Genomic DNA, 23793 nt, shown 5'->3' with positions numbered 1-23793 from the left:
GGGGGGAGCCCATGTCCGACATCCCGGTGATCGACCTGTCCTCCGCCCTGGGCGGGGATGCCGCCGCGCGGCTGCGCACGGGGCGGGAGATGGACCGCATCTGCCGGGAGATCGGCTTCTTCACCATCACCGGCCATGGCGTGCCGGCGGCGGTGATGGATGGGCTGCGTGACAAGGGGAATGCGTTCTTCGGCCTGCCCTTGCAGGAGAAGCTGCGCGCCGTGCATCCGGTGAAGGGCACGCCGCGTGGCTACATCGCGCTCGGGGTCGAGGCGCTGTCGCATGGCAATGCGGTCGAGACGCCGCCGGACCTGAAGGAATACTACCATTTCGGCCGGGAATCCTGGCCCGGCGAGCCGTACTACACCAGCGAGGAAGGGCTGCGCTATTTCCGACCCAATCTCTGGCCGGAGCAACCGCCGGGCTTCGCCGATGCCGCCGCCGCCTACTATGCCGAGATGGAGAAGCTGACGGTCGAGATGATGCGGCTCGCCGCCCTCGGCCTCGGCATCCCCGAGCGTTTCTTCGACGACAAGATCGACCGCCACATCACGGCGATGCGGCTGAACCACTACCCCGAGCAGCTCACGCCGCCCGCGCCGGGCCAGCTCCGCGCCGGCGCCCATACGGATTACGGGCTGCTGACCATCCTGAACGGCGAGAACGTGCCGGGTGGGTTGCAGGCCCAGACGCGCGATGGCCGCTGGCTGGATGTGGAGACGGACCCGCGCAGCTTCGTGGTGAATATCGGCGATCTGCTGATGCGCTGGACGAATGACCGCTGGGTTTCCAACGTGCATCGCGTGGTGAACCCGCCGGACAGCGCGGCGGCGCGCAGTCGGCGCCTGTCCATCGCCTTCTTCCATCATCCGAATTACGACGCCGCCATCGAATGCATCGCGCCGCCGGGTCAGGCCAAGTACCCGCCCGTGCTCTCCGGCGCCTACCGGGACGAGAAATACCGCCAGACACGCGTCGCTGCCGCCTGACCCCATCCAAGGAGCCAACGCCATGCTGACCAGACGCACCGCCCTTCTGACGGGCCTCGCCCTGCCCGCGCTGCACCGAACGGGCTTCGCCGCCGATCCGATCAAGATCGGCATGACCCAGCCGCTGACAGGCTCCGTCGCCGCTTCGGGCAACTATGTCGCGAATGGCGCGAAGATCGCGGTGGACGTGCTCAACCGCGCCGGCGGCGTGCTCGGCGCACCGATCCAGCTCGTGCTGGAGGACAACAAGTCCAACCCGCGCGAGGCGGTGGCGGCGGCGGAGAAGCTGGTGCTGCGCGACAGGGTGCCGGTGATGATCGGCGCCTGGAGCTCCACCTTCACGCTTTCCATCATGCCCAAGCTGCTGGAGTACAAGGTGCCGATGGTGGTCGAGACCTCCTCGGCGGCGCGCATCACCACCTCCGGCAACCCCTATGTCTTCCGCATCGCTCCCACCTCGGAGATGGAGGCGGTGGCCTTCGCCGAGCAGCTGGCGAAGTTCTCCCCGGCGATCCGCAAGATCGACTTCCTCTCCGTCAACAACGACTTCGGCCGCGGCGCGACGGAGAAGTTCACCGCCGCCCTCCAGGCCAAGGGCATCGGCATCGGCCGCACAGAGACGATGACCCCGGAGGCGACCGACCTCTCCGCCCAGATCACGGCGCTGAAGCAGTCCGACGGGGACACGGTGTTCCTCACCACGGGGGTGGAGCAGCAGACCCTCGCGCTGCGCCAGGGGGTGGAGCAGCGGCTGGGCAAGCGCTGGGTGACCACCGGTGGGTCCTTCCCCGATGCGCTGCTGGCCAACCCGCTGCCGGCCGGCAACACCAGTTACCACATCCTGTTCTACGCGCCCTGGTTCCCCGAGCGCGCGCCCTATCCGGCGATCGCGAAGGCCTACACGGACGAATGGAACAAGCATGGCTGGGAATTCGCCGGGCTGACGGAGGGCTTCCGTGGCTATGACGCGGTGCTGACGGTCGTTGAGGCCATCAAGCTCGCCGGGCGCGCCGAATCCGAGGCGATCCGCGAGGCGCTGTGGAAGGTGAAGCTGCAGGGCGTGAACGGCGACATCGCCTTCATGAAGGAAGGGCCGGCGGGGCGCGAGAGCGGGCAGAACAAGCCCAATGTCGCGATCGTCACCCTCTCCGAAGGCAAGACCGGGCTGCTCTGAGAGGATGGACCAGGCGCTCCAGCACCTCGTCAACGGCACGGTCCTCGGCGGCACCTACGCGCTGCTGGGGATCGGGTTGACGCTGATCTTCGGCGTCATGCGGGTGGTTAACTTCACGCATGGCGAGCTCTATACCTTCGGCGCTTACATGACCTATGCGCTGGTGTCGTTGCTGCAGCTGGATTTCTTCCTCTCGCTGCTGCTCGCCACCCTGCTGGGCGTGGCGCTGGGAGCGGCCATCGAGGTGCTGCTGCTGCGCCCGCTGCGCGGGGCCGATATCGATTCCGTCATGCTGGCGATGATCGGCGCGGCGCTGGTGTTGCAGAACGCGGCCATGTGGGCCTGGGGCGGGGTGGCCAAGCTGGTTCCCACACCCTTCGGCGGAACGCCGCTGGTGCTGGGGCCGGTCTCGGTCATGCCGTTGCGGCTCTTCGTGCTCGGGGTCGCCTGCGCGCTGCTCCTTGGCTTCTGGCTGCTGCTGGAGCGCACCCGCGCGGGGATCGCCATGCGGGCCACCTTCCAGGATTCGGAGACGGCCTCGCTGATGGGCGTACGCGTGGGCTGGGTCAGCACCGCCACTTTCGCCATCGGCTCGGGCCTCGCGGCGGCGGCGGGGGCGCTGCTGGGCCCGGTCTTCATGGTCTCGCCCACCATGGGGGACCTGGTGGGGCTGAAGGCCTTCGCCATCGTCATTCTCGGCGGGCTGGGCAACCTGCCCGGCGCGGTAATCGGGGGCTTCGCGCTCGGCTATGTCGAGGAATTCGGCGGCGGCTTCGTCTCTACCGAATACCGAGATGCCTTCGGCTTCCTGCTCATCATCCTCGTGCTGGCGATCCGCCCGCAGGGGCTGGTGGCCCTGAAGGAGCGGGTGGGATGAGCGGGCTTGTCGGCTGGGCCTTCGTCCTGGCCATGGCGCTGCTGCCGGTCGTCGCGCCCGACCCCTACATGCTGGCGGTGCTGACCTCGGCCGGCATCTTCATCATCGGGGCGATCAGCCTGAACCTGCTGCTGGGCTATACGGGCCAGCTCAGCCTGGGGCATGCGGCCTTCTTCGGCCTGGGCGCCTATGCCAGCGCGCTGGCCTCCTTGGGCTTCGATATCGGGATCGGCTTCGGGATGCGGCTTCGGCTGGAGCCGCAGCCCGTCTATGTCGGCTTCCTCTCGGCCATCCTCGTGGCGGGCGTCTTCGGCTGGCTGCTGGGGCGGCTCGCCTTCCGCATCCGCGGGGCCTATTTCGTCATCATCACCATCTGCTTCGCGCAGGTGCTGCGGATGCTGGCGCTGAACTGGGTGGAGCTGACGCAGGGGCCGATGGCGCTGGTCGGCATTCCGCCCTTCTCGCTCTGGTGGCCGGGGCAGGGCGTGGTGGACCTCACCTCCAAGGCGCAGACCTATTGGCTCGTCCTCGGCGTGGGGGTGCTGGCCTTCCTCGTCGTGCGGCAGATCGTGCATTCCCGCATCGGGCGCGCGCTGGTGGCCCTGCGGGAGAACGAGACGCTCGCGCGCTCCGTCGGAATCCGCGCGACGCATTACCTCGTGATCGCGACGGTGGTCTCCGCTGGCATCGCGGGTGCGGCCGGGAGCCTCTTCGCCCATTACGTCCGCATCGTGGACCCGGACGTGTTCCTGTTCATCTACACCGTCACCATGGTCATCATGGTGATCACGGGCGGCAAGGGCACGCTCTGGGGGCCGGTGGTGGGCGGGCTGATCTTCGGGCTGCTGCCGGATATGCTGCGCGGCTCCGCGCGGCCGGAGGCGCAGTGGATCGCCTATGGCGCGGCGATGATCCTGCTCGTCATGTTCCTGCCGCGCGGCATCGTGCCGGCGGTGGCCGCCTGGCTGCCGGCCCGCCGGCCCGCCACGCAGGCCCTGCCCACCCCCGTGCGGGAGGGCGTGGGATGACCGCGCCGCTTCTGCGGGTCGAGCATGTGATGGTGCAGATCGGCGGGCTGGTCGCCGTCTCCGATCTCGGCTTCGAGGTGGGGCAGGGCGAGGTGGTGAGCCTCATCGGGCCGAACGGCGCGGGCAAGACCACGGCCTTCAACGCCATCACCGGCTATATCCGCCCCCGCCGCGGCACCATCCACTTCGAGGGGCGGGACATTATCGGCCTCTCGCCCGAGCGCATCGCGGCGCTGGGCCTCGTGCGCAGCTTCCAGCGAACCAGTATTTTCGGCGCCTGCACCGTGCTCGAGAACGCGCTGATGGCCCTGCATCTGCGCGGCCGCGCGGGGCTGCTCGAGGCCTTCATCCCCCTGCCGGGACGCCGGCGGGAGGAGGCGCGGCTGCGCGACGAGGCGATGGCGATGCTGGACTTCGTCGGGCTCTCCGCGCGGGCGGCGGCGCGGGCGGATTCCCTCGCCTATGGCGAGCAGCGGCGCCTGGGCATCGCCCTGGCCGCGGCGGCGGCACCGCGCCTGCTGCTGCTGGACGAGCCGGCGGCGGGGCTGAACCCATCCGAGACCGCCGATTGCATGGCGCTGATCCGCCAACTGCGGGACCGCGGCACCACCATCCTGCTGGTGGAGCACGACATGGCGATGGTGATGCGGATCTCGGACCGGATCGTGGTGCTGAACCAGGGGCGCATCATCGCCGATGGACCGCCCGCGGCCATCCGGGAGAATCCGGAGGTGATCCGCGCCTATCTCGGCGGCGCGCCTGAGGGAGTGGGCCATGCTGCGGCTTGAGGATGTCTCCGTCTCCTATGGCCGCGTCGCCGCGCTCTCGGGCGTGTCGCTGGAGGTGCGGCCGGGGGAGCTGGTCAGCCTGATCGGCGCCAATGGCGCGGGGAAATCCACCACGCTGAAGACGATCAGCGGCCTGCTGCGCCCGGCCGCGGGCCGGATCACCTGGGACGGGGCGCCGATCGCGGGGCTGCCGCCCGGGGAGATCCTGCGGCGCGGCATCGCCCACTGCCCGGAGGGAAGGCGCGTCTTCCCGCATCTCTCGGTGCGGGAGAACCTCGTCATGGGCGCGCTGCTGCGGCGTGATTCCGCCGGCATCCGGGAGGATCTGGAGGCGATGTATGCGCGCTTCCCCCGGCTGCGGGAGCGGGCGGCGCAGGCAGCCGGCACGCTGTCGGGCGGGGAGCAGCAAATGCTGGCCATCGCCCGCGCGCTGATGTCCCGCCCGAGGCTGGTGATGTTCGACGAACCCTCCCTGGGGCTGGCGCCGAACCTGGTCGAGCAGGTCTTCGAGATCGTGCAGGAGGTGCGCCGCCAGGGGCTGATGGTGTTGATGGTCGAGCAGAACGCGTTGGCCGCGCTGAGCCTCTGCGACCGCGCCTATCTGCTGGAAACCGGCCGCGTGGTGCGCGCGGGCACGGGCGCCGAGCTGCTGGAGAGCAGCGATGTCCGCGAGGCCTATCTGGGCGGGCGGGCCTTTGCCGCCTGAGGGGGCGGCCTGACGAGGGGGGATGCCATGACCGAGGACGAGGCCTGGCGCGGCTGGGACCGCGCGACGCTGAGCGCCGCCTATAACAACAACGCGGCCGTGCCGGAGGGCAGCGCCATGGTGGCCGGCTGGGCGGCGGATTCGGCGGCGCTGCGCGCGGCGCGGCCGGAAGGGCTGGAACGGCTCTACGGCGCCACGCCGCGCCAGGGCTGGGACCTGTTCCCGGCAGCGAGGGCCGATGCGCCCTGCCTTGTCTTCATCCATGGCGGCTATTGGCAGAAGAACGCGCGGGAGGGGTTCTCCTGCATGGCGGAGGGGGCGCTGGCCCAGGGCTGGTCGGCGGCGCTGCCCGGCCACACCCTGGCTCCGGAGGCGAGCCTGACGGAGATCGTGGGCGAGCTGCGGCGCGCGCTGGACTGGCTGGCGGCGAACGGCGCGGCGCATGGCATCGGGGGGCCGCTGATCCTCTCGGGCTGGTCGGCCGGCGGGCATCTGGCGGCGCTGCTGGCGGATCATCCCCTCGTGCGGGCGGCGCTCGCCATCTCGGGCATCTTCGACCTGGAACCGATCCGCGGCACCGGCCTGAACGATGCGCTGAAGCTGACGGAGGGGGAGGTCGCGGCGCTCTCCCCCCAGCGCCTGCCGGTGAGCCTCAAGCCGGTCGCCGTCGCCTATGGCGCGAGGGAGCTGCCGGAGCTGCGGCGGCAATCCGAGGTCTTCCACGCCCGCCGCGCCGCGGCCGGGGCGCCGGGGCCGCTGATGGCGCTGGAGGGGGAGGACCATTTCAGCATCCTCGCCCAGTTGCGGCAGCCCGGCGGGGCGCTGCTGAAGGCCGCCGGGGCGCTGCTCTAGATGGCGGTGGAGGCGCCCCTGCTGCGCACCGATGTGCTGGTCATCGGCGCGGGCGGGGCGGGGCTCTACGCGGCGATCGAGGCGGCCCGGCGGGGCGCGCGGGTGCTGCTGCTGGACCGCTCCCTCATCGGGCGCGGCGGCGCCACAGTGATGGCGCAGATGACCGTCGCCGCCGCCCTGGGCAGCGAGACCGAGGACGACTGGAGCCACCATCTGGCGGATACGCTGGCCGCCGGGCGGGGGCTGTGCGACCCGCGCCTCGCCCGGCTGCTCTGCGAGGAGGGCGCCGAGGTCATCCGCGAGATGGACGAGTGGAGGACCGGCTGGGCCCGCCACCCGGATGGGCGAATCCGGCAGGTGCAGGCGCCGGGGCATGACCGGCCGCGCTGTGTCTATGTGGATTTCCTTAGCACCGGCCCCGCCGTCTCCCGCGCCCTGCGCGCGCGGGCCCAGCGGGAGGGTGGCATCCGCCGCATGGGCGAGGTGCTGGTGACGGACCTCGTCACCTCCGGCGGGCGGGTCCGGGGCGCGGTGGCGCTGGACCTCGCGCATGGCGTGCCACTCCGCATGTCCGCCGGGGCCACGGTCATCGCGACAGGCGGGCTGACGCGGCTGTACCGGCGCAACAGCGCCTCCTCGAACATGGCCGGCGACGGCTATGCCCTGGCCCTGCGCGCCGGCGCTGAGCTGGTGGACATGGAATTCGTGCAGTTCTTCCCCATCGGCCATCTCGCGCCCCGGATGATCGGCATGGACCCGATCATGTGGGATCCCTTCCGCTACAAGCTGGGCGGGCGGTTGCTGAACGGCGCCATGGAGGAGTTCACGGACCGCTACGGCGCCCCGGATGGCGGCCGCTACGTCGTCACGCGCGACCTGGCGACCTATGCCATCACCAGGGAGGTCGCGGCCGGGCGAGGCTCGCCCTCCGGCGGGGCTTGGCTGAGCTTCCAGCACGTGCCGGAGGCGGTGCTGCGGGAGAATTTCGGCCCGGTGATCGACCGGCTGGCCGCCAACGGCATCGACCTGACCCGCACCCCCGTGGAGGTGGCGCCGATCGCCCATTACCACATGGGCGGCATCCGCGTGGATGCGCGCATGGATACCGGCTTGCCCGGCCTCTTCGCGGCGGGCGAGGCGGTGGGCGGCGCGAACGGGGCCAACCGCCTCTCCGGCAATGCCATCACGGAAGCCCTCGCCTTCGGCCGCGTCGCCGGGCGGGAAGCCGCCGCCCTGGCGCGGCGGGATGGCGAGGGCTGGGACGAAGCGGCGGCGGCCGAGGCGCTGGCGCTCGCCGGAGGCACCGGCCCCGCCCGGCCGGGGATGAACACCGCCGCCCTGTTCCGGCGCCTGCAGGACATCATGGCCGACGATGTCGGCGCCTTCCGCACGGCGGAGGGGCTGGCCCGCGCCGGGCAGCGGCTTCAGGCCCTCTCGGCCGAGCTGGGTGAGGCGCCGCCCGGCCCGCCCCTGCCCCACGACCTCGCCCGTGCCGACTGGTTCGACCTCCGCGCCGGGCTGCAGGTGGCCGAGGCCGTGGTGCTGGCCGCCGCGGCCCGCACCGAAAGCCGCGGCGCGCATCAGCGCGAGGACCATCCGGGCCTCGACCCGGCCTGGGGGCACAACCAGACCCTGGCGCTGCGGGACGGGCAGCTGCGCCTGGGCCGCCAGCCCGTGGCGGAGGCCGCATGAGCGTCGCAACCCTCTCCATCCATCGCGGCGGGCCGGGCGAGGCCCCACGGCGCGACCGCTTCGAGGTGCCCTTCGAGGCCGGGCAATCCGTGCTGGACGGGCTGCGCTGGGTGCGGGAATGCGCCGACCCCAGCCTGGCCATGCGCTATGCCTGCCTGAACGCCAATGCGTGCAAGGAGTGCATGATGCTGGTGGACGGGCGCGTCGGCTATGCCTGCACCATCCGGCTGGAGGCGCGCGAAATGCGGCTGGACCCGCTGCCGAACAAGGCGCTGCTGCGGGACCTGGTCACCGCTATCGCCCCGCCGGATGAAAGGCCGCCCGAGCCGGGGGCCTGATCCTCAGCGCACCTTCGGCGGGGGCGTGCCGACGGTGCCGTGATGCTCCACCAACTGCTGCAGCGCCTTGAGGAACGCCTCCCGGCGGCTGGGTGGCAGGGGCTCCACCAACCGGTCATGGGCGCGCTGCACGCCCTCGCGCATCGCGGCGAACACATTCGCCCCCCGCCGGGTCAGGGACAGCCCCTTCGCGCGGCGGTCCTGGCCCGGCTTCCTCTGCACCAGCCCGGCCGCTTCCAGCCGGCGCACGACATCGGCGGTGGTGAAGCGGTCCAGCCGCAACCCGGCGGCGGCGGCGCCCTGTTCCAGCCCGGGATGCTCCGTCAGCAGGGTCAGCAGGCTGTACTGCACCGGGGTAATGCCGAAGCTGGCCGTTTCCTCCTGGAACATGGCCGAATGGACCTGGTGCAGGCGGCGGACGAGCACGCCGGGCCGCTGCAGCAGCGCCGCGCCGGGGTCGGGGGGCAGCAGGGTGGCGGGGCCGGTGCGCCTGCGCGGCGGTCGCGCCGTGGCGTCGCGGGGCGCGGGCATGGGGGGCGGGAACCTTTCGGCCAGGCGAGGCGGGGGGAGCGGCGATGTAGGCCAGGGCCTCGCCCGCCGCAAATCCCCGGCCCGCCGCCCGGTTCAGATCACGTCCGCGTAGGCCCCGGGCCAGGGCCGAACCGGCAGCCCTGCGCCCCGTTCCCGTCCCGCTGGGGAGCGTTTCCGCTTCCCTCACCAAAACGATCGGAACGGCACCTTGGCGGACATCATCAAAGCGCGGATCAAGGAAGGCTCTCCCGCCGCCCGCGGGGCGAACTGGGATGGGCAGGGCACGAACTTCGCCCTCTTCACCGCCAATGCGACGAAGGTGGAGGTCTGCCTCTTCGACAGCACGGGGGAGCGGGAGATCGAGCGGATTGAGCTGCCCGAATACACGAACCAGATCTTCCACGGCTACCTGCCCGATGTCGGGCCCGGCACCTTCTACGGCTACCGCGTCCATGGCCCCTATGAGCCGGAGGCCGGGCACCGCTTCAACCCGAACAAGCTGCTGTTGGACCCCTATGCCCGCGCCCATGCGGGCGAGCTGACCTGGGACCCGGCGGTGTTCGGCTACAAGATGGAAACCGGGGACGACCTGACCTTCGACGAGCGCGACAGCGCCGCCTTCATGCCGAAATGCGTGATCGTGGACCCCAACTTCGACTGGCATGGGGAGCCGGAGCGCCAGTTCGTGCCCTGGGACCACACCATCGTCTACGAGACCCATGTGAAGGGCTTCACCAAGCTGCACCCGAAGGTGCCGGAGGAGCTGCGCGGCACCTATGCCGGCCTCGGGCAGAAGGAGGTGGTGGACTACATCCGCTCGCTCGGCGTCACCTCGGTGGAGCTGCTGCCGATCCACACCTTCATCAACGACGACTTCCTGCTTCAGAAGGGGCTCACCAACTACTGGGGCTACAACAGCATCGGCTTTTTCGCGCCCGACCCGCGCTACGCCTCCGACGTGCCGAACAGCCTGCGCGAGTTCAAGGAGATGGTGGCCCGGCTGCACGAAGCCGGCCTCGAGGTGATCCTGGACGTGGTTTACAACCACACGGCGGAAGGGAACGAGAAGGGGCCGACGCTGTCCTTCAAGGGCATCGACAACGCCAGCTACTACCGCCTGCTGCCGGACCAGCCCCGCTACTACATCAACGACACGGGCACCGGGAACACGGTGAACCTCTCCCACCCCCGCGTGATCCAGACCGTAACGGACAGCCTGCGCTACTGGGTGCAGGAGATGCATATCGACGGCTTCCGCTTCGACCTCGGCACCATCCTGGCGCGTGAGCCGCACGGGTTCGACGAGCAGAGCGGCTTCCTGAAGGTCTGCCAGCAGGACCCCGTCCTCTCGCAAGTGAAGCTGATCGCGGAGCCCTGGGATATCGGGCCGGGCGGCTACCAGGTCGGCAGCTTTCCCGCGGGCTGGGCGGAGTGGAACGACAAGTTCCGCGACACGGTGCGCGACTTCTGGCGCGGCGAGGCGACGCCGGCGGAGCTGGCCCCACGCCTCTGCGGCTCAGGCGACGTGTTCAACAACAGCGGCCGCCGCGCCTGGGCCTCGGTGAACTTCATCACCGCCCATGACGGCTTCACGCTGAATGACACGGTCTCCTACAACGAGAAGCACAACGAGGCGAATGGTGAGGACAACAACGACGGCCATTCGCACAACCGCTCCTGGAACTGCGGGGCGGAAGGCCCGACCGACGACCCCGAGGTGACCGCGCTGCGGGAGCGCCAGATCCGCAACTTCCTGGCTACGTTGTTCGTGGCCCAGGGCACGCCCATGCTGCTGGCCGGCGACGAGTTCGGGCGCACCCAGGGCGGCAACAACAACGCCTATTGCCAGGACAACGAGATCAGCTGGCTCAACTGGGAGATCGAGGAGAAGGGCCAGTCCCTCATCCGCTTCACCCAGAAGCTCCTCACGCTGCGGCACAAATACCCCATCCTCCGCCGCACCCGCTTCTTCACGGGCGAGATGAACGAGGAGCTGGGCATTCGCGACGTCACCTGGATCAACGCCAATGGCGGCGAGATGCAGCCGGGCGACTGGGAGGACGCGAACGCCAAGTGCTTCGGCATGGTGATGGACGGCCGCGCGCAGGTGACCGGCATCCGCAAGCGTGCGCAGGACGCCACCGTGCTGATCGTCATCAACGGCTACCACGACATGGTGGAATTCACCCTGCCGGAAGCGTCGGGCGGCAAGGGCTGGCAGCTTCTGGCCGATACCAACCTGCCGGAGGATGACGGCGAGGCCTTCGAGTTCGGGGCGGTGTACCAGGCCACCGGGCGGTCGGTGGTACTGTTCCTGCTGCAGCCGGAAGGGTGAAAACCCTAGCCTGAGCTGACGGTGCGCCTCGGGTCCAAGACCCGAGGCGACTACAAGGGCAGGAAACGCCCTTCACCCAGAGGCCCCGCCGATTCGGGGTATCCACGGCAGTCCGATCGTGGGTCCGGGGAGCCCGTTGGCTCCCCGGCGAGGGGGCCCGGGGAGCGGCGCTCCCCCGGGCAGCCGCGCCTACTTCTGGCCGAGTGCCCCATCCACGCGCCGCCACAGCCCCATCGGATTGTCGTTGCGCAGCGCCGCGGGGAGGAGGGCTTCCGGCATGTCCTGGTAGCAGACCGGGCGCAGGAAGCGGGTGATGGCCATCGTGCCGACGGAGGTGGAGCGGCCGTCGGAGGTGGAGGGGTAGGGGCCGCCATGGACCATGGCGTGGCTCAGCTCGACGCCGGTCGGGTAGCCGTTGACGAGGATGCGGCCCACGCGGCGCTCCAGCACCGGCAGCAGCTTCTTCGCCATCTCCACATCGCCTTCCTCCATCTGGATGGTGGCGGTCAGCTGGCCTTCCAGCCCTTCGGCCAGGCGCAGCATCGTCTCGACATCCGGGCAGCGGATGACGAGGGAGGCGGCGCCGAAGACCTCCTCGGCGAGGGCGGGGTCATCCATGAAATGGGCGGCGGTGGTTTCGAACAGCGCGGCCTCGCCCTGGGTTCCGGCGGTGGCGAGCTGGCCGGAGGCCACCTTGCGGACGCGGTTGTTGCCCGCGAGGTGGGAGACGCCGGTCTGATAGGCGCTGAGGATGCCTGGGGTCAGCATGGTCTGGGCGGGGGCGCCGCCGAGCGCCTCGGTGGCGGAGGCGAGGAAGGTGTCGAGATCCGGGCCTTCGAGCGCGAGGACGAGGCCGGGATTCGTGCAGAACTGGCCGGCGCCGAGGGTCAGCGACCCGACGAAGCCCTTGCCGATGGCGGCGGCGCGGGAGGCCATGGCCTTGGGCAGCAGGAAGACGGGGTTGATGCTGCTCATCTCCGCATAGACGGGGATGGGCTCGGGCCGGGCGGCCGCGGTCTTCATCAGCGCCGTGCCGCCGGAGCGGGAGCCGGTGAAGCCGACCGCCTTGATGCGCGGGTCCGCCACCAGCCCCTGGCCGACCACCTGGCCGGAGCCGAACAGCATGGAGAAGACGCCTTCCGGCAGGCCGGCGGCCTTCACCGCGCCCTGGATGGCGCGGCCCACCAGCTCGGATGTACCGGGATGGGCGGAATGGGCCTTCACCACCACCGGGCAGCCAGCGGCCAGGGCCGAGGCGGTGTCGCCGCCCGCGACCGAGAAGGCGAGGGGGAAGTTGGAGGCGCCGAAGACGGCCACGGGGCCGAGCGGGATCATGCGCAGGCGCAGGTCCGGGCGGGGCAGGGGGGCGCGGGCCGGCAGGGCCGGGTCGATCCGAGCGGAGAGGTAGGAGCCGTCCCGCACCTCCCCGGCGAAGAGGCGGAGCTGGCCGACGGTGCGACCGCGCTCGCCCTCCAGCCGGCCGCGAGGCAGTCCGCTCTCGGCCATGGCGCGGGTGATCAGCTCGTCGCCGATGTCGAGGATGGCCTGGGCGCAGGCTTCCAGGAAGGCAGCGCGGGCCTCGGGCGCGGTCTCGCGATAGGTGTCGAAGGCGGCCCAGGCGAGCGAGCAGGCGCGGTCCACATCGGCCGCGGTGCCGCCGCCGAAGGCGGGTTCCATGGGCTGGCCGGTGGCGGCCTCGATCGCGCGGATGGGCTTGTCCGTGCCGCGGAGCGCGGTGGCGCCGATCAGCATTTCGCCGGAGATGGGCATGGGCACTTCCCTCGTCTGGCCTGGCTCGTCTGGTCTGGACGCGGCCGGACCAGGGCCGGCGACGTGGAAAGTGCTATAGCACAGCCTCCGACTTGTCTGACAAGTTGCCGTCCGAGTGGGGTGCCCCGGTCAGACGCGCCCTTCGAGCCGTGCCCGCAAGGCGCGCACCGCGCTGTCCGGTGTGGTGAGCACGGGCTTCCCGGTCGCCGCCGCCACCATTGGGGCCGCACGGGCGAGGCTGAACTGCGCGAGGGCGATGGCGTCGCAATCCCCGAGGTCGCGCGCGGCTTCGGCGGCCAGGCGGTCATGCGCGTCGGCGTCGCCGCGGTTCAGCGCGTCCAGCGCGCCCTCCGCCAGGCGAGGGACGAGAGTGACATTGCCCGGGAATTCCGGCGGCATGCTGTCCAGCGTGGGGGCGAAGCTGGCGAGGAGGCCGATCCGCCCTCCCAGGGCGGCGGCATCGGCCACCATGGCCTCGTTGGGCTTGAGGACGGGGAGGGGGGCGAGCTCCGCCGCCACGGCGTCGATGCAGGGGCCGAAGGCGGAGCAGGTGAAGAGGATAGCCTGCGCCCCCGCGGCCACGGCGTAGCGCGACAAGGCGAGGAAGCGCTCCGTCATCGCGGGCGTCAGGGCGCCGTCGCGCGCGAGGTCGGCGGAAAGGCTGTCATCTAGGAGGTTCATCAGCACCGCTTCGGGCCAGATCCGGGCGAAGGCGGCCTCGATGGGCGGGGGGGAATGGCGCAGGGCATGGATGAGGGCGATCCGCATGGGGCGAGTGTGACGCGCCGCCGCCGCCGAAACAAGTGTTGCGAAACATCCGCAACGGTGCACTATACGTTTCATGTCTCCCGATGCGCCGCTGGACCGCCTGCGCCTGGCCCTGCCGGAGCTGCCGCCCCGGCTGCGGGAGGCGGCACGCTACCTGGCGGACCATGCCTTCGACGCCACAACCCGTTCGATGCGGGAGCTGGCGGCCGATGCGGGCGCGACGCCGGCCAGCTTCACGCGGCTGGCCCAGGCGCTGGGCTATGCCGGGTGGGAGCCGTTGCGCGCCGCGCTGGTGGAGGCGCGGCGGCCGCCCGCGCCCTTTTCCGGCCGGGCCCGCGCGCGGGACGACCTGCCGGCGGCGATGCTGGCCGCCGACGCGGCGGCGATAGGGGCGCTGGATGCCGGGCCGGTGGCCGCCGCGGCCGCGGCGCTGCATCGGGCGCCGCGCATCTGGTGCGCCGGCTTCCGTTCCTGCCGCGTGGTGGCGGGGCTGCTGCATTACCAGCTTCGCCTGTTCCGGCCGGAGACGCGCCTGGTCGGCGCGGAAGGACCGGAGGAGCTGGACCTGGATGCCTTCGCCGCGCGCGACGCCGTGGTGCTGGCCAGCTTCGCCCCCTATTCCGCCGAGGCGGTGCGGACCGCCGCCGCGGCGCGTGCCGCAGGGGCCGGGCTGGTTGTCCTGGCGGATTCGCCGGCCGCCCCCGTGGCCCGGGGCGCCGCGCATCTGCTGCGCTTCGAGGCCGGCGGCCCCGGCTTCTTCCACTCGCTGACCGGTGCTGTCTCCCTCGCCCAGGCCCTGGCCGCCGCGGTCTTCGCCGCGGGCGGCGCCGCATCCCTGGAAAGGCTGCGTCAGACCGAGGCGCGCCTCGCTGAACTCGCCCGCTACGCTTCCGAAGGGGAATCCCGATGACCTCCCGCATCCTGCATCGCGGCCGCACCGCGCCACCCGTGGCGAGAGGGGGGAAGGGCCCCTGGCTGCATCTGGCGGATGGGCGGGAGATCCTGGATGCGTCCGGCGGGGCGGCGGTGTCCTGCCTGGGGCACGGCCACCCGGCCGTTGTCGCCGCCGTGCAGGCCCAGGTCGGGGCGCTGGAATATGCCCATACCGGCTTCTTCACGAACGAGCCCGCCGAGCGCCTGGCCGAGATGCTGGTGGGGCATGAGCCGGGCGGGCTGAGCCACGCCTATTTCGTCTCTGGCGGGTCGGAGGCGATGGAGGCGGCGCTGAAGCTCGCGCGGCAGCATTTCCTGGAAGCCGGGCAGCCGCAGCGTACGCGCTTCATCGCCAGGCGGCAGAGCTATCACGGCAACACGCTGGGCGCGCTCGCGGCTGGCGGCAACGCGGCGCGGCGGGCCCCCTATGCGCCGCTGCTGGCGGACAGCTTCAGTCATGTCTCGCCCGCCTTCCCCTATCGCGGCATGCGCGATGGGGAGGACGAGGCGGGTTACGTCGCGCGGCTGGCCGAGGAGCTGGAGGCGGAGTTCCAGCGCCTGGGCCCGCAGAACGTGGCCGCCTTCGTGGCCGAGACGGTGGTGGGCGCGACCGCCGGCTGCGTGCCGCCGCCCGCCGGATATTTCCGCGCGGTGCGCGCCATCTGCGACCGGCACGGCGCGCTGCTGATCCTGGATGAGGTGATGAGCGGCATGGGCCGCACCGGCACCCTGCATGCCTGGGAGCAGGAGGGCGTGGCGCCGGATATCCAGGCCATCGCCAAAGGGCTGGGCGGCGGCTACCAGCCGATCGGCGCCATCCTGATGAACGAACGCGTGCTGGCGCCGATCATGGCGGGCTCGGGCGCCTTCGCGCACGGGCATACCTATCTCTCGCACCCCGTCGCCTGCGCGGCGGCCCTGGCGGTGCAGGAGGCCATTGCGAAGGACGGGTTGCTGGAGCGGGTGCGGACCCTGGGCGCACGGCTGGAGGCGGGGCTGACGGAGCGCTTCGGCAACCACCGCCATGTCGGCGATATCCGCGGGCGCGGGCTGTTCCAGGCGATCGAGCTGGTGGAGGACCGCGCGACGCGCCGGCCCTTCGACCCCGCGCGCAAGCTGAACCTGCGCATCAAGGAGGAGGCCCTGGCGCGCGGGCTGGCCGTTTATCCCGGCGGCGGCACGGCGGATGGGGTGGCGGGCGACCACATCCTGCTCGCCCCGCCCTATACCGCGACTGAGGCCGAGATCGACCTGATCGTGGCGCGCCTGGGGGAGGCCGTGGACGCGGCCCTGGCCGCATGATGCACGCCGTCACGCCCCTCTATGCCGGCCTGTGCGGCCTGTTCTTCCTCGTGCTCTCGATCCGCGCGATCCTGGCGCGCGGGCGGGCGCGGGTGATGCTCGGCACGGGCGAGGACCCGGCGCTGCTGCGAGCGGTGCGGGTGCACGGCAATTTCGCCGAATACGTGCCGCTGACGCTGGTGCTCATGCTGTCTGTGGAGGTGATGGGCGTCACGCAGTGGCCGCTGCACCTCGCCGGCATCAGCCTGCTTCTTGGCCGTCTGGCGCATGCGGTCAGCATCGGTCGCGAGGCGCATGACCACCGGCTGCGCGTGGCGGGGATGATGCTGACCTTCCTCGCCATCACCGTGCTGTCGCTCGCGGCGATCATCTTCGCCGTTCTCTGATCCCTCAAGGAAGGATGTTCCCATGAAGCGTCTCTTGCTGGCGGCCTGCGCCGCCATTGGGCTTTGCGGCGCGGCCCAGGCCGCAACCCTGGATACGGTGAAGCAGCGGGGCACGCTCGCCTGCGGCGTCTCCACCGGCTTCGCGGGCTTCTCCGTGCCGGACAGCCGCGGCGAGGTGCGCGGGCTGGATGCGGATTACTGCCGTGCCATCGCCGCCGCCGTGCTGGGCGATGCGACGAAGGTGCGCTTCGTTGGGCTGACCGCGCAGAACCGGTTCACCGCGCTGCAATCCGGCGAGGTGGACGTGCTGCTGCGCAATTCCACCCAGACCTTCCTGCGCGACGCCTCCATCGGCCTGCATGCGGGGCCGGTGAACTTCTATGACGGCCAGGGCTTCGCCGTGCGGCGGGACGCGAATGTGCGCGACGTGAAGGGGCTGGACGGCGCCAGCGTCTGCGTGGCCCAGGGCACGACGCATGAGGTCACGCTGGGCGACGTGGCGCGTGCCCGCAACATCCGCTTCCAGCCCGTGGTGTTCGAGCGGGTGGACACGATGTACCAGGCCTTCTTCTCCGGCCGGTGCGACGCGATGACGCAGGATGCCTCGGCTCTCGCGGGGGCGCTGGCCACGGCGGCACCGAACGCGGCGGATTACATGGTGCTGGCCGAGACCATCTCGAAGGAGCCGCTCGGCCCGTTCACCCGCAGCGGGGACGACCAGTGGAGCAACATCGTGGCCTGGGTCCATTACGGGCTGGTGGAAGCGGAGGAGGCCGGGATCACCCAGGCCAATGCCGACCAGATGGCGGCCGGGCAGAACCCCGTGGCGCAGCGCCTGCTGGGCACGAGCGGTGAGTTCGGCTCGCGGCTCGGGCTCGACAACCGCTGGATGCTGAACGCCATCAAGGCCGTGGGGAACTACGGCGAGGTGTTCGAGCGCCATCTGGGCGGGGGCAGCACGCTGAAGCTGCAGCGCGGGCTGAACGGGCTGTGGAACGCGGGCGGGCTGATGTACGCCATTCCGTTCCGCTGAGGGTTAGGGTCCTGAGCTGACGGTTTGTCCCGGGGAGAGGAAGAAGGAATTCTTCCTCTCCCCGGACCCCTCACCATCATCTTTTTCTGGAAGTTTGGAATCGCTCGGCTGACGGTGCGCCTGAGGTCGATGACCTCAGGCGACTGCAAAGGCAGGATCAGCACCCCTAACCCGAAACCCCTTCGATCATCGTATCCACGGCAGTCAGAAGGGGTTCCAAGGGCCTCAGGCCCTTGGCGGGTCGAGGGCGGAGCCCTCGCAGGGCGGACCCCGGAAAGGAAAAGGCCCCGGCGGAGCGATCCGCCGGGGCCTTTCGGTTCAGGCCGATGGGCCGGTGAGGATCAGCCGATGCGCTCGCCGTGCAGGGAGACGTCGAGGCCCTCGCGCTCCTCTTCCTCGGTCACGCGTAGGCCGACGATCACGTCCACGATTTTCAGCAGGATCCAGGTGGCGATGGCGGTGAAGACGAAGACCGCGACCACGGCATACACCTGGATGAGCAGCTGGCCGGTGCTGCCGGACACGCCTTCCGGCAGCGCCGTGGTGGCCGAGAGCGGGCCATAGGCGAAGATGCCCGTCAGCAGCGCGCCGACGATGCCGCAGACGCCGTGCACGCCGAAGGCGTCCAGGCTGTCGTCATAGCCGCACCAGTGCTTGAGCGCAGTGGCGCCCCAGAACCCGGCCAGGCCCGCGACGACGCCGATGATCAGCGCCGGCACCGGCAGGACGAAGCCCGCCGCCGGGGTGATCGCGACAAGGCCCGCGACCGCGCCGGAGATGGCGCCGAGGACGGACGGCTTGCCCTTGACGGCCCATTCCGCGAAGACCCAGGCCAGCGCCGCGGCGGCGGCGGCCACCTGCGTCACCAGCATGGCCATGCCCGCGCGGCCGCCGGCGGCGCCTGCGGAACCGGCGTTGAAGCCGAACCAGCCCACCCACAGCATGGAGGCGCCAATCACGGCGAGGCCGAGGTTGAAGGGCGCCATGTTGTCATGGCCGAGGCCCACGCGCTTGCCGAGGACGAGGGCGCAGACCAGGCCCGCCACGCCGGCATTGATATGCACCACCGTGCCGCCCGCGAAGTCGAGCGCGCCAAGGCCGAAGATCCAGCCATTCGGGTGCCACACCCAGTGGCAGACCGGGGCATAGACCACGATGAGCCAGAGGATGGTGAAGAGCACCATGGCCGAGAACTTCATCCGCTCGGCATAGGCGCCCGTGACCAGGGCGGGGGTGATGATGGCGAAGGTCATCTGGAACATCAGGAAGACCGTCTCGGGGACCGTGAAGGCCACCGCGGAGTCACCCGTGCCCAGCGTGAAGGGCTTGTCCCAGTTCTCGGCCACGCCGCGCAGCAGCAGCTTGGACAGGTCGCCGACATAGGCGCCGCCCTCGCCGAAGGCGAGGCTGTAGCCCACCACCATCCACACGATCGTCGCGATCGCGGTGATGGCGAAGGACTGCATGAGGGTGGCCAGGATGTTCTTCTTGCGCACCATGCCGGCGTAGAAGAGCGCGAGGCCCGGGATGGTCATCATCAGGACCAGCGCGGTGGAGGTGAGCATCCAGGCGGTGTCGCCCGTGTTCACCACCGCATCCGCCGCCGGGGCGTCCTGCGCCAGGGCCGGGCCGGCCAGGAGCGTGGCGGCGGCGGCCGCGGCCATCGCCCAGCCGCGCAGTTGGGGTCGCATCGTCGTTTCCTTGTTCGCCATTGTCGTCACAGGGCCCCCGCATCGGTCTCGCCGGTGCGGATGCGGAGCGCGCGCTCCAGATCCAGCACGAAGACCTTGCCGTCGCCGATCTTGCCGGTGCGGGCGGTGGTGGCGATCGCCTCCACCACGGCATCGGCCAGCTCCGCCGGCACGGCCACCTCGATCTTCAGCTTCGGAAGGAAGGAGACCTGGTACTCCGCACCGCGGTAGATCTCCGTCTGCCCCTTCTGCCGGCCGAAGCCCTTCACCTCGGTCACGGTCAGCCCCTGCACGCCGAGCGGAGTGAGCGCTTCGCGCACCTCGTCCAGCTTGAACGGCTTGATGATCGCCATCACCAACTTCATCGTGTCGCGGCCCCCTTCCTCCGCTTGGACAGGGGGAGGGATGCGAGTTGCGTGCCACGCCGTTACAACCCCTGGGGCTGGCGGGATCTGGCGCACTGCCCAAATGATGGGCAGAACAGCGCGCCGTGATGCAGGACCGCCCGATGATGCCGCCCCCCACCGAGACGACCGACCTGGAAGTGCTGGTGATCGGGGCCGGTCCGGCGGGCGGGACCCTGGCGGCTACCCTGGCGACGGCGGGGCTTTCGGTGGCGGTGGTGGATGCGCAGGCCCTGCCGCCGATGGAACTGCCGGCCTTCGACGGCCGTGCCTATGCCATCGCCGCCGGCAGCCGGAACCTGCTCGCGGCGGCCGGGCTCTGGGACCTGCTGCCGGAGACGCCCTGCCCCATCACGGGCATCGACGTGACGGATGGCCGCCCGGGGGAGCGCCCCTCCCGCCTGCGCCTGCGCTTCGACGCGGCGGGCATGGGGGAGGAGGCCTTCGGCTGGATGGTCGAGGCGCGTTCGCTCCGGGTGGCGCTGAATGCCCGGCTGGCCGGCCTGCCTCATCTGCGCGTGCTCGCCCCGATGACGGCCACGCTGGAGCGGGGGGCGGAAGGGGTGGTCGCCCGGCTTTCGGATGGAAGCGTGATCCGGGCGCGGCTGGCCGTCTCGGCCGAGGGGCGCCGCAGCGCCCTGCGCGGCGGGGCGGGCATCGGGGCGGCGCGGCTCGATTACCGCACCTCCGGCATCGTCTGCGCCATCGCCCATGAGCGGCCGCATGACGGCACGGCGCTGGAGGCCTTCCTGCCCAACGGGCCCTTCGCTCAGCTTCCGTTGGCCGATGCCTCTCCGGAGGGAGAGGGGGAGCGCTCCCAGGCGGCGCGGGAGGGCTTCCCCCATGCCTCGGCGATCGTGTGGTCGGAGAGGAGCGACCTGGCCCCCCATTTCATGGCCATGCCGCCCGAGGCCTTCGCGCACGAGGTAACGCGGCGGATGGGCGAGCATCTCGGGCGGGTGAAGCTGGTTGGCGGCCGCTGGTCCTATCCCCTCTCGGCGCTGCAGGCGATGCGCTTCGTCGATACGCGGCTGGCCCTGGTGGGAGACGCCGCGCATGGTATCCACCCCATTGCCGGCCAGGGGTTGAATGTCGGCCTGCGGGACGTGGCGGCGCTGGCAGAGCTGGTCATCGCGGCGAGGGCGGCGGGGGAGGATGTCGGCGGCCCCGCCCTCCTTGCCGCCTATCAGGCGGCGCGGCGGCCGGATTCCCTGATGATGCTGGGCGCCACCCATGCGCTGGAGCGGCTCTTCGGCAACGACATCGCGCCCATCCGCATCGCCCGCCGCCTCGGGATCGCAGCGGTGGACCGGATTTCGCCGCTGAAGGCCTTCTTCGCCCGGCAGGCCATGGGGCTGGGGGGCGGCGCCGCCTCCAGCCTTCTCGCCGGGCGGGGCATCCTGCCCGCCGGCTAAAGCGGGGGTGCTGGACAACCCGGCACCCCGGATAAACGCTGGTTCATCTCAGCGGGAGGGCCGGCAGGATGTCGGAGACGGACATGGCGGGGGAGGAGCCGGGACTGCGCCAGACCATCGGCCCGTTCCAGCTCTTCGCCTACACCTTGGGCGGCATGCTCGGGGCCGGGATCTACGGGCTGGTCGGCCGGGCGGCGGGCGAGCTGGGCAATGCGGTCTGGCTGGGCTTCGCGGTCGCCATGGTCGCGGCGCTGCTGACCGGGCTGAGCTATGCCTCGCTCGGCTCCCGCTATCCCCGCGCGGGCGGCGCCGCCTATGTCACGCAGCGGGCCTTCGGGATGCGGCTGCTGACCTGGGTGGTCGGGCTCGCCGTGATGGCCTCGGGCCTCACCTCCGTCGCCACCCAGTCCCGCGTGGTGGCGGTGAACCTGCTCTCCCTCGTCCCGGCCGGCGTGCCGCCCCTGATCGTCGCATTGGGGTTCCTTCTCGTGATCGGGGGCGTGGTGTTCCGCGGCATCCGGGAGAGCATGGCGCTGAACGTGCTCTGCACGGCGGTGGAGTTCCTCGGCCTCGCCTTCGTCATCCTGGTCGGCATTCCCTATTGGGGCAGCGTGGACCTGATGGCCACGCCCTCCCCGGACGGGATCACGGCCTCCCTCCTGCTCTCGGGCGCCATCCTCACCTTCTTCGCCTTCATCGGCTTCGAGGACACGCTGAACGTGTCCGAGGAATGCAAGGACGCCGCGCGCACCGTTCCCTTCGGCATCGTCACCGCCATGGTGGTGGCCACCCTGCTCTACATGGCCGTGGCGGTCACGGCTGTGTCGGTCGTGCCCTGGCAGGAGCTGTCCCACGCGCCCTCGCCGCTTTCGGCCGTGACGGCGGTGGCGGCGCCCTGGTTCCCGGGCTGGGGCTATGTGGCCATCACGGTCTTCGCCGTCGCGAACACGGCGCTGCTCAACTATGTCACCGCCTCCCGCCTCCTCTTCGGCATGGCGCGGGACGGGCTGCTGCCGCGGGCGCTCGCGCGGGTGCATCCGCGCACCCGCACGCCGCATGTTGCCATCGCCGCGCTCTTCGTCATCCTCGTGGCGCTGGTGCTGGCGGGCGATATCGGGCAGCTCGCCTCGGCCACCGTGCTGCTGCTGCTGGCGGTGTTCACCGTGGTGAACGGCGCGCTTCTCGTGCTCCAGCGCCGCCCGGGCGAGGCGCGCGGCGGCTTCGAGGTGCCCTCCTTCGTGCCGGCGCTCGGCTCGGTGGTCTGCCTGACGCTGCTGGGGAACCGCGTGGCGACGGGGGACTGGCGGGCGCCGGCGCTGGCGGGGGTGATCCTGCTGGTGATCCTCGGCCTCTACGCCATCATGCGCCCGCGCGGCGTGCCGCAGGAGGCCTGAGCGCCGGGTGGGCAAGGCCGGCGCCATCGTCGAGCGGCTGGCCTCCGCCATCGAGGCCGGCGCGCTGCGCCTGGGGGAGCGCGTGGCCTCCGTGCGGGATGCGGCGCGGGAGCATGGCGTCTCGAAGAACACCCTGGCCGGGGCCTATGACCGGCTGGTCGCCTCCGGCCATCTCGAGGCCCGGCGCGGCTCGGGGTATTTCGTCGTGGCCGGGGAGCGCCGGGCCGTGCAGCGCCCCCCGCCGGACGTGGCGGAGGCCCTGGACCTCGTCTCCCTCCTGCGGGAGCAGACGGAGGCGCATTACGCCGTGCGCCCCGGCGAGGGCCGCCCGCCCCCGGCCTGGATGGAGGAATCCGAGTTAGGCGCGCATTTCGCCCGGGCCGCCCGCCTGGGCGGGCGCGGCGAGGCGCATGACTATGGCAGCGCCTGGGGCTACGGGCCGCTGCGGGAGCGGATCGCGCTCTCGCTGCAGGAGCGCGCCGTTCCCTGCGCGCCGGAGCAGGTGCTGCTGACCCAGGGCGCCAACCACGCGCTGGACCTCATCATCCGCCAGATGATCGAGCCGGGCGACGCCGTGCTGGTGGACGACCCCGGCTACTACCCGCTCTTCGGCAAGCTGCGGCTGGCGCGGGCGCGCATCCTGGGGGTGCGGCGCCGGCCGGACGGGCCGGACCTGGAGGATCTCGCGGCCAAGCTGGCGGTGGCGCGGCCCAAGGCCTTCTTCACCCAGTCCCTGGCGCATAACCCAACGGGCGGCACGCTTTCGCCCGCCGTGGCGCATGGGCTGCTCCAGCTGGCGGAGCGCCATGGCTTCCAGATCGTGGAGGACGACCCCTTCGCCGACCTCCTGCCCGCGACGGCGCCGCGCCTGGCCGCGCTGGACGGGCTGCGGCGGGTCCTGCATGTCGGCACCTTCTCCAAGACCCTTTCCGCCTCGCTGCGCGTGGGCTTTGTCGCGGCCTCGCCCGGCGTGGTGATGGCGCTGGGGCATATGAAGCTGCTGACCGTGGTCGCGACCTCCCAATACGCGGAACGCATGGTCGCCGGGCTGATTGCGGGCGGGCATTACCTCCGGCACCTTCGCCGCTTGCGGGCGCGGGTGGAGCGGGCGACGGATGCGGCGCTGCGTGACCTGCGGGCCGTGGGCCTGCACCCGCCCCGCCCGCCCGGCGGCGGGTTCTATCTCTGGACGCCGCTGCCGGAGGGGGTGGAGGAAGCGGCCATCGCCCGGGAGGCCGCGGCCCGCAGCATCTTCCTCGCGCCGGGCTCGGTGTTCAGCCCGGAGCGGGGCGGTGGGCCGCCCATGCTGCGGATCAACGTGGCCCATGCCAGCGATCCGCGCTTCCTGGCCTTCCTGCGGGAGCGGCTGGCGGGCGGCTGAGACCCG

22 protein-coding genes are annotated in these 23793 nt (G+C 71.3%); 17 read left to right on the top strand and 5 right to left on the bottom strand.

Going from position 1 to position 23793, the window contains the following annotated elements:
- Positions 1–11: 11 nt before the first annotated feature.
- Genes BUB97_RS11055 through BUB97_RS11015 form a run of 9 tightly spaced genes read left to right on the top strand, consistent with a single transcriptional unit; the run spans position 12 to position 8444 of the window.
- Complete coding sequence (locus tag BUB97_RS11055; RefSeq protein ID WP_073134698.1) at positions 12–989, top strand: isopenicillin N synthase family dioxygenase; 978 nt, start codon at positions 12–14, stop codon at positions 987–989.
- A 22-nt stretch (positions 990–1011) separates the two neighbouring features.
- Positions 1012–2163 carry an ABC transporter substrate-binding protein gene (locus tag BUB97_RS11050; RefSeq protein WP_073134697.1) on the top strand — a complete coding sequence of 384 codons (1152 nt, stop codon included), beginning with the start codon at positions 1012–1014 and terminating at the stop codon, positions 2161–2163.
- Between the two features lie 4 nt (positions 2164–2167).
- Complete coding sequence (locus BUB97_RS11045) at positions 2168–3040, top strand: branched-chain amino acid ABC transporter permease (protein ID WP_073134696.1); 873 nt, start codon at positions 2168–2170, stop codon at positions 3038–3040.
- Positions 3037–4068, top strand: coding sequence for a branched-chain amino acid ABC transporter permease (locus BUB97_RS11040; protein ID WP_073134695.1), 1032 nt, complete (start codon positions 3037–3039; stop codon positions 4066–4068). The genes BUB97_RS11045 and BUB97_RS11040 overlap by 4 nt, the downstream gene beginning before the upstream one ends.
- Positions 4065–4856 carry an ABC transporter ATP-binding protein gene (locus BUB97_RS11035; RefSeq protein WP_073134694.1) on the top strand — a complete coding sequence of 264 codons (792 nt, stop codon included), beginning with the start codon at positions 4065–4067 and terminating at the stop codon, positions 4854–4856. The genes BUB97_RS11040 and BUB97_RS11035 overlap by 4 nt, the downstream gene beginning before the upstream one ends.
- Entirely contained in the window at positions 4843–5562 is a 720-nt protein-coding gene (locus BUB97_RS11030) for an ABC transporter ATP-binding protein (protein WP_073134692.1), read from the top strand. The genes BUB97_RS11035 and BUB97_RS11030 overlap by 14 nt, the downstream gene beginning before the upstream one ends.
- Before the next feature lie 27 nt (positions 5563–5589).
- Positions 5590–6414: an alpha/beta hydrolase gene (locus BUB97_RS11025; protein WP_073134690.1), complete on the top strand. Its 825-nt coding sequence runs from the start codon at positions 5590–5592 to the stop codon at positions 6412–6414.
- Positions 6415–8106: an FAD-dependent oxidoreductase gene (locus BUB97_RS11020; RefSeq protein ID WP_073134686.1), complete on the top strand. Its 1692-nt coding sequence runs from the start codon at positions 6415–6417 to the stop codon at positions 8104–8106.
- Positions 8103–8444, top strand: coding sequence for a 2Fe-2S iron-sulfur cluster-binding protein (locus BUB97_RS11015; protein WP_073134684.1), 342 nt, complete (start codon positions 8103–8105; stop codon positions 8442–8444). Before BUB97_RS11020 ends, BUB97_RS11015 begins: the two co-directional genes overlap by 4 nt.
- Before the next feature lie 3 nt (positions 8445–8447).
- Here the strand turns inward: BUB97_RS11015 and BUB97_RS11010 are convergent, their stop codons facing one another.
- Positions 8448–8975, bottom strand: coding sequence for a MarR family winged helix-turn-helix transcriptional regulator (locus BUB97_RS11010; RefSeq protein WP_086062114.1), 528 nt, complete (start codon positions 8973–8975; stop codon positions 8448–8450).
- A 208-nt stretch (positions 8976–9183) separates the two neighbouring features.
- Between BUB97_RS11010 and glgX the strand changes: the two genes are divergently transcribed.
- Positions 9184–11310 (top strand): glycogen debranching protein GlgX, encoded by a 2127-nt coding sequence (glgX, locus tag BUB97_RS11005; protein ID WP_073134682.1) that lies wholly within the window; start codon positions 9184–9186, stop codon positions 11308–11310.
- Between the two features lie 189 nt (positions 11311–11499).
- Here the strand turns inward: glgX and BUB97_RS11000 are convergent, their stop codons facing one another.
- A complete protein-coding gene (locus BUB97_RS11000) occupies positions 11500–13080 on the bottom strand; it encodes an aldehyde dehydrogenase (NADP(+)) (protein WP_073134680.1) in 1581 nt (526 codons plus the stop codon).
- 129 nt (positions 13081–13209) lie between these two features.
- Positions 13210–13848 (bottom strand): aspartate/glutamate racemase family protein, encoded by a 639-nt coding sequence (locus tag BUB97_RS10995; protein WP_073134678.1) that lies wholly within the window; start codon positions 13846–13848, stop codon positions 13210–13212.
- A 73-nt stretch (positions 13849–13921) separates the two neighbouring features.
- On the opposite strand from BUB97_RS10995, the gene BUB97_RS10990 reads away from it, so the two are divergent.
- From BUB97_RS10990 to BUB97_RS10975, 4 genes are read left to right on the top strand one after another with little or no spacing between them, the layout of a single operon-like run.
- Positions 13922–14758, top strand: coding sequence for a MurR/RpiR family transcriptional regulator (locus BUB97_RS10990; RefSeq protein ID WP_073134676.1), 837 nt, complete (start codon positions 13922–13924; stop codon positions 14756–14758).
- Positions 14755–16083, top strand: coding sequence for an aspartate aminotransferase family protein (locus BUB97_RS10985; protein WP_073134673.1), 1329 nt, complete (start codon positions 14755–14757; stop codon positions 16081–16083). Before BUB97_RS10990 ends, BUB97_RS10985 begins: the two co-directional genes overlap by 4 nt.
- Positions 16080–16469 carry an MAPEG family protein gene (locus BUB97_RS10980; RefSeq protein WP_073134671.1) on the top strand — a complete coding sequence of 130 codons (390 nt, stop codon included), beginning with the start codon at positions 16080–16082 and terminating at the stop codon, positions 16467–16469. The genes BUB97_RS10985 and BUB97_RS10980 overlap by 4 nt, the downstream gene beginning before the upstream one ends.
- A 22-nt stretch (positions 16470–16491) precedes the next feature.
- Entirely contained in the window at positions 16492–17502 is a 1011-nt protein-coding gene (locus BUB97_RS10975) for an amino acid ABC transporter substrate-binding protein (protein ID WP_073134669.1), read from the top strand.
- 341 nt (positions 17503–17843) lie between these two features.
- On the opposite strand, the gene BUB97_RS10970 is transcribed toward BUB97_RS10975, so the two are convergent.
- Complete coding sequence (locus BUB97_RS10970; protein ID WP_175562616.1) at positions 17844–19193, bottom strand: ammonium transporter; 1350 nt, start codon at positions 19191–19193, stop codon at positions 17844–17846.
- A 26-nt stretch (positions 19194–19219) separates the two neighbouring features.
- Positions 19220–19558 carry a P-II family nitrogen regulator gene (locus tag BUB97_RS10965; protein WP_073134667.1) on the bottom strand — a complete coding sequence of 113 codons (339 nt, stop codon included), beginning with the start codon at positions 19556–19558 and terminating at the stop codon, positions 19220–19222.
- A 143-nt stretch (positions 19559–19701) separates the two neighbouring features.
- On the opposite strand from BUB97_RS10965, the gene BUB97_RS10960 reads away from it, so the two are divergent.
- The 3 genes from BUB97_RS10960 to BUB97_RS10950 all read left to right on the top strand — a co-directional run bounded on the left by BUB97_RS10960 (position 19702) and on the right by BUB97_RS10950 (position 23787).
- Positions 19702–21012 carry a UbiH/UbiF/VisC/COQ6 family ubiquinone biosynthesis hydroxylase gene (locus BUB97_RS10960; RefSeq protein ID WP_175562615.1) on the top strand — a complete coding sequence of 437 codons (1311 nt, stop codon included), beginning with the start codon at positions 19702–19704 and terminating at the stop codon, positions 21010–21012.
- 68 nt (positions 21013–21080) lie between these two features.
- Complete coding sequence (locus BUB97_RS10955) at positions 21081–22406, top strand: APC family permease (protein WP_073134663.1); 1326 nt, start codon at positions 21081–21083, stop codon at positions 22404–22406.
- A gap of 7 nt (positions 22407–22413) precedes the next feature.
- Positions 22414–23787, top strand: coding sequence for an aminotransferase-like domain-containing protein (locus BUB97_RS10950; RefSeq protein WP_073134661.1), 1374 nt, complete (start codon positions 22414–22416; stop codon positions 23785–23787).
- Positions 23788–23793 lie beyond the last annotated feature (6 nt).

The organism is Muricoccus roseus (genome assembly GCF_900141905.1).
GTDB classification, from domain to species: Bacteria; Pseudomonadota; Alphaproteobacteria; order Acetobacterales; family Acetobacteraceae; genus Roseomonas; species Roseomonas rosea.
The sequence above is the reverse complement of the archived record's forward strand: the minus strand, read 5'-3'. Positions and strand labels throughout refer to the sequence as shown.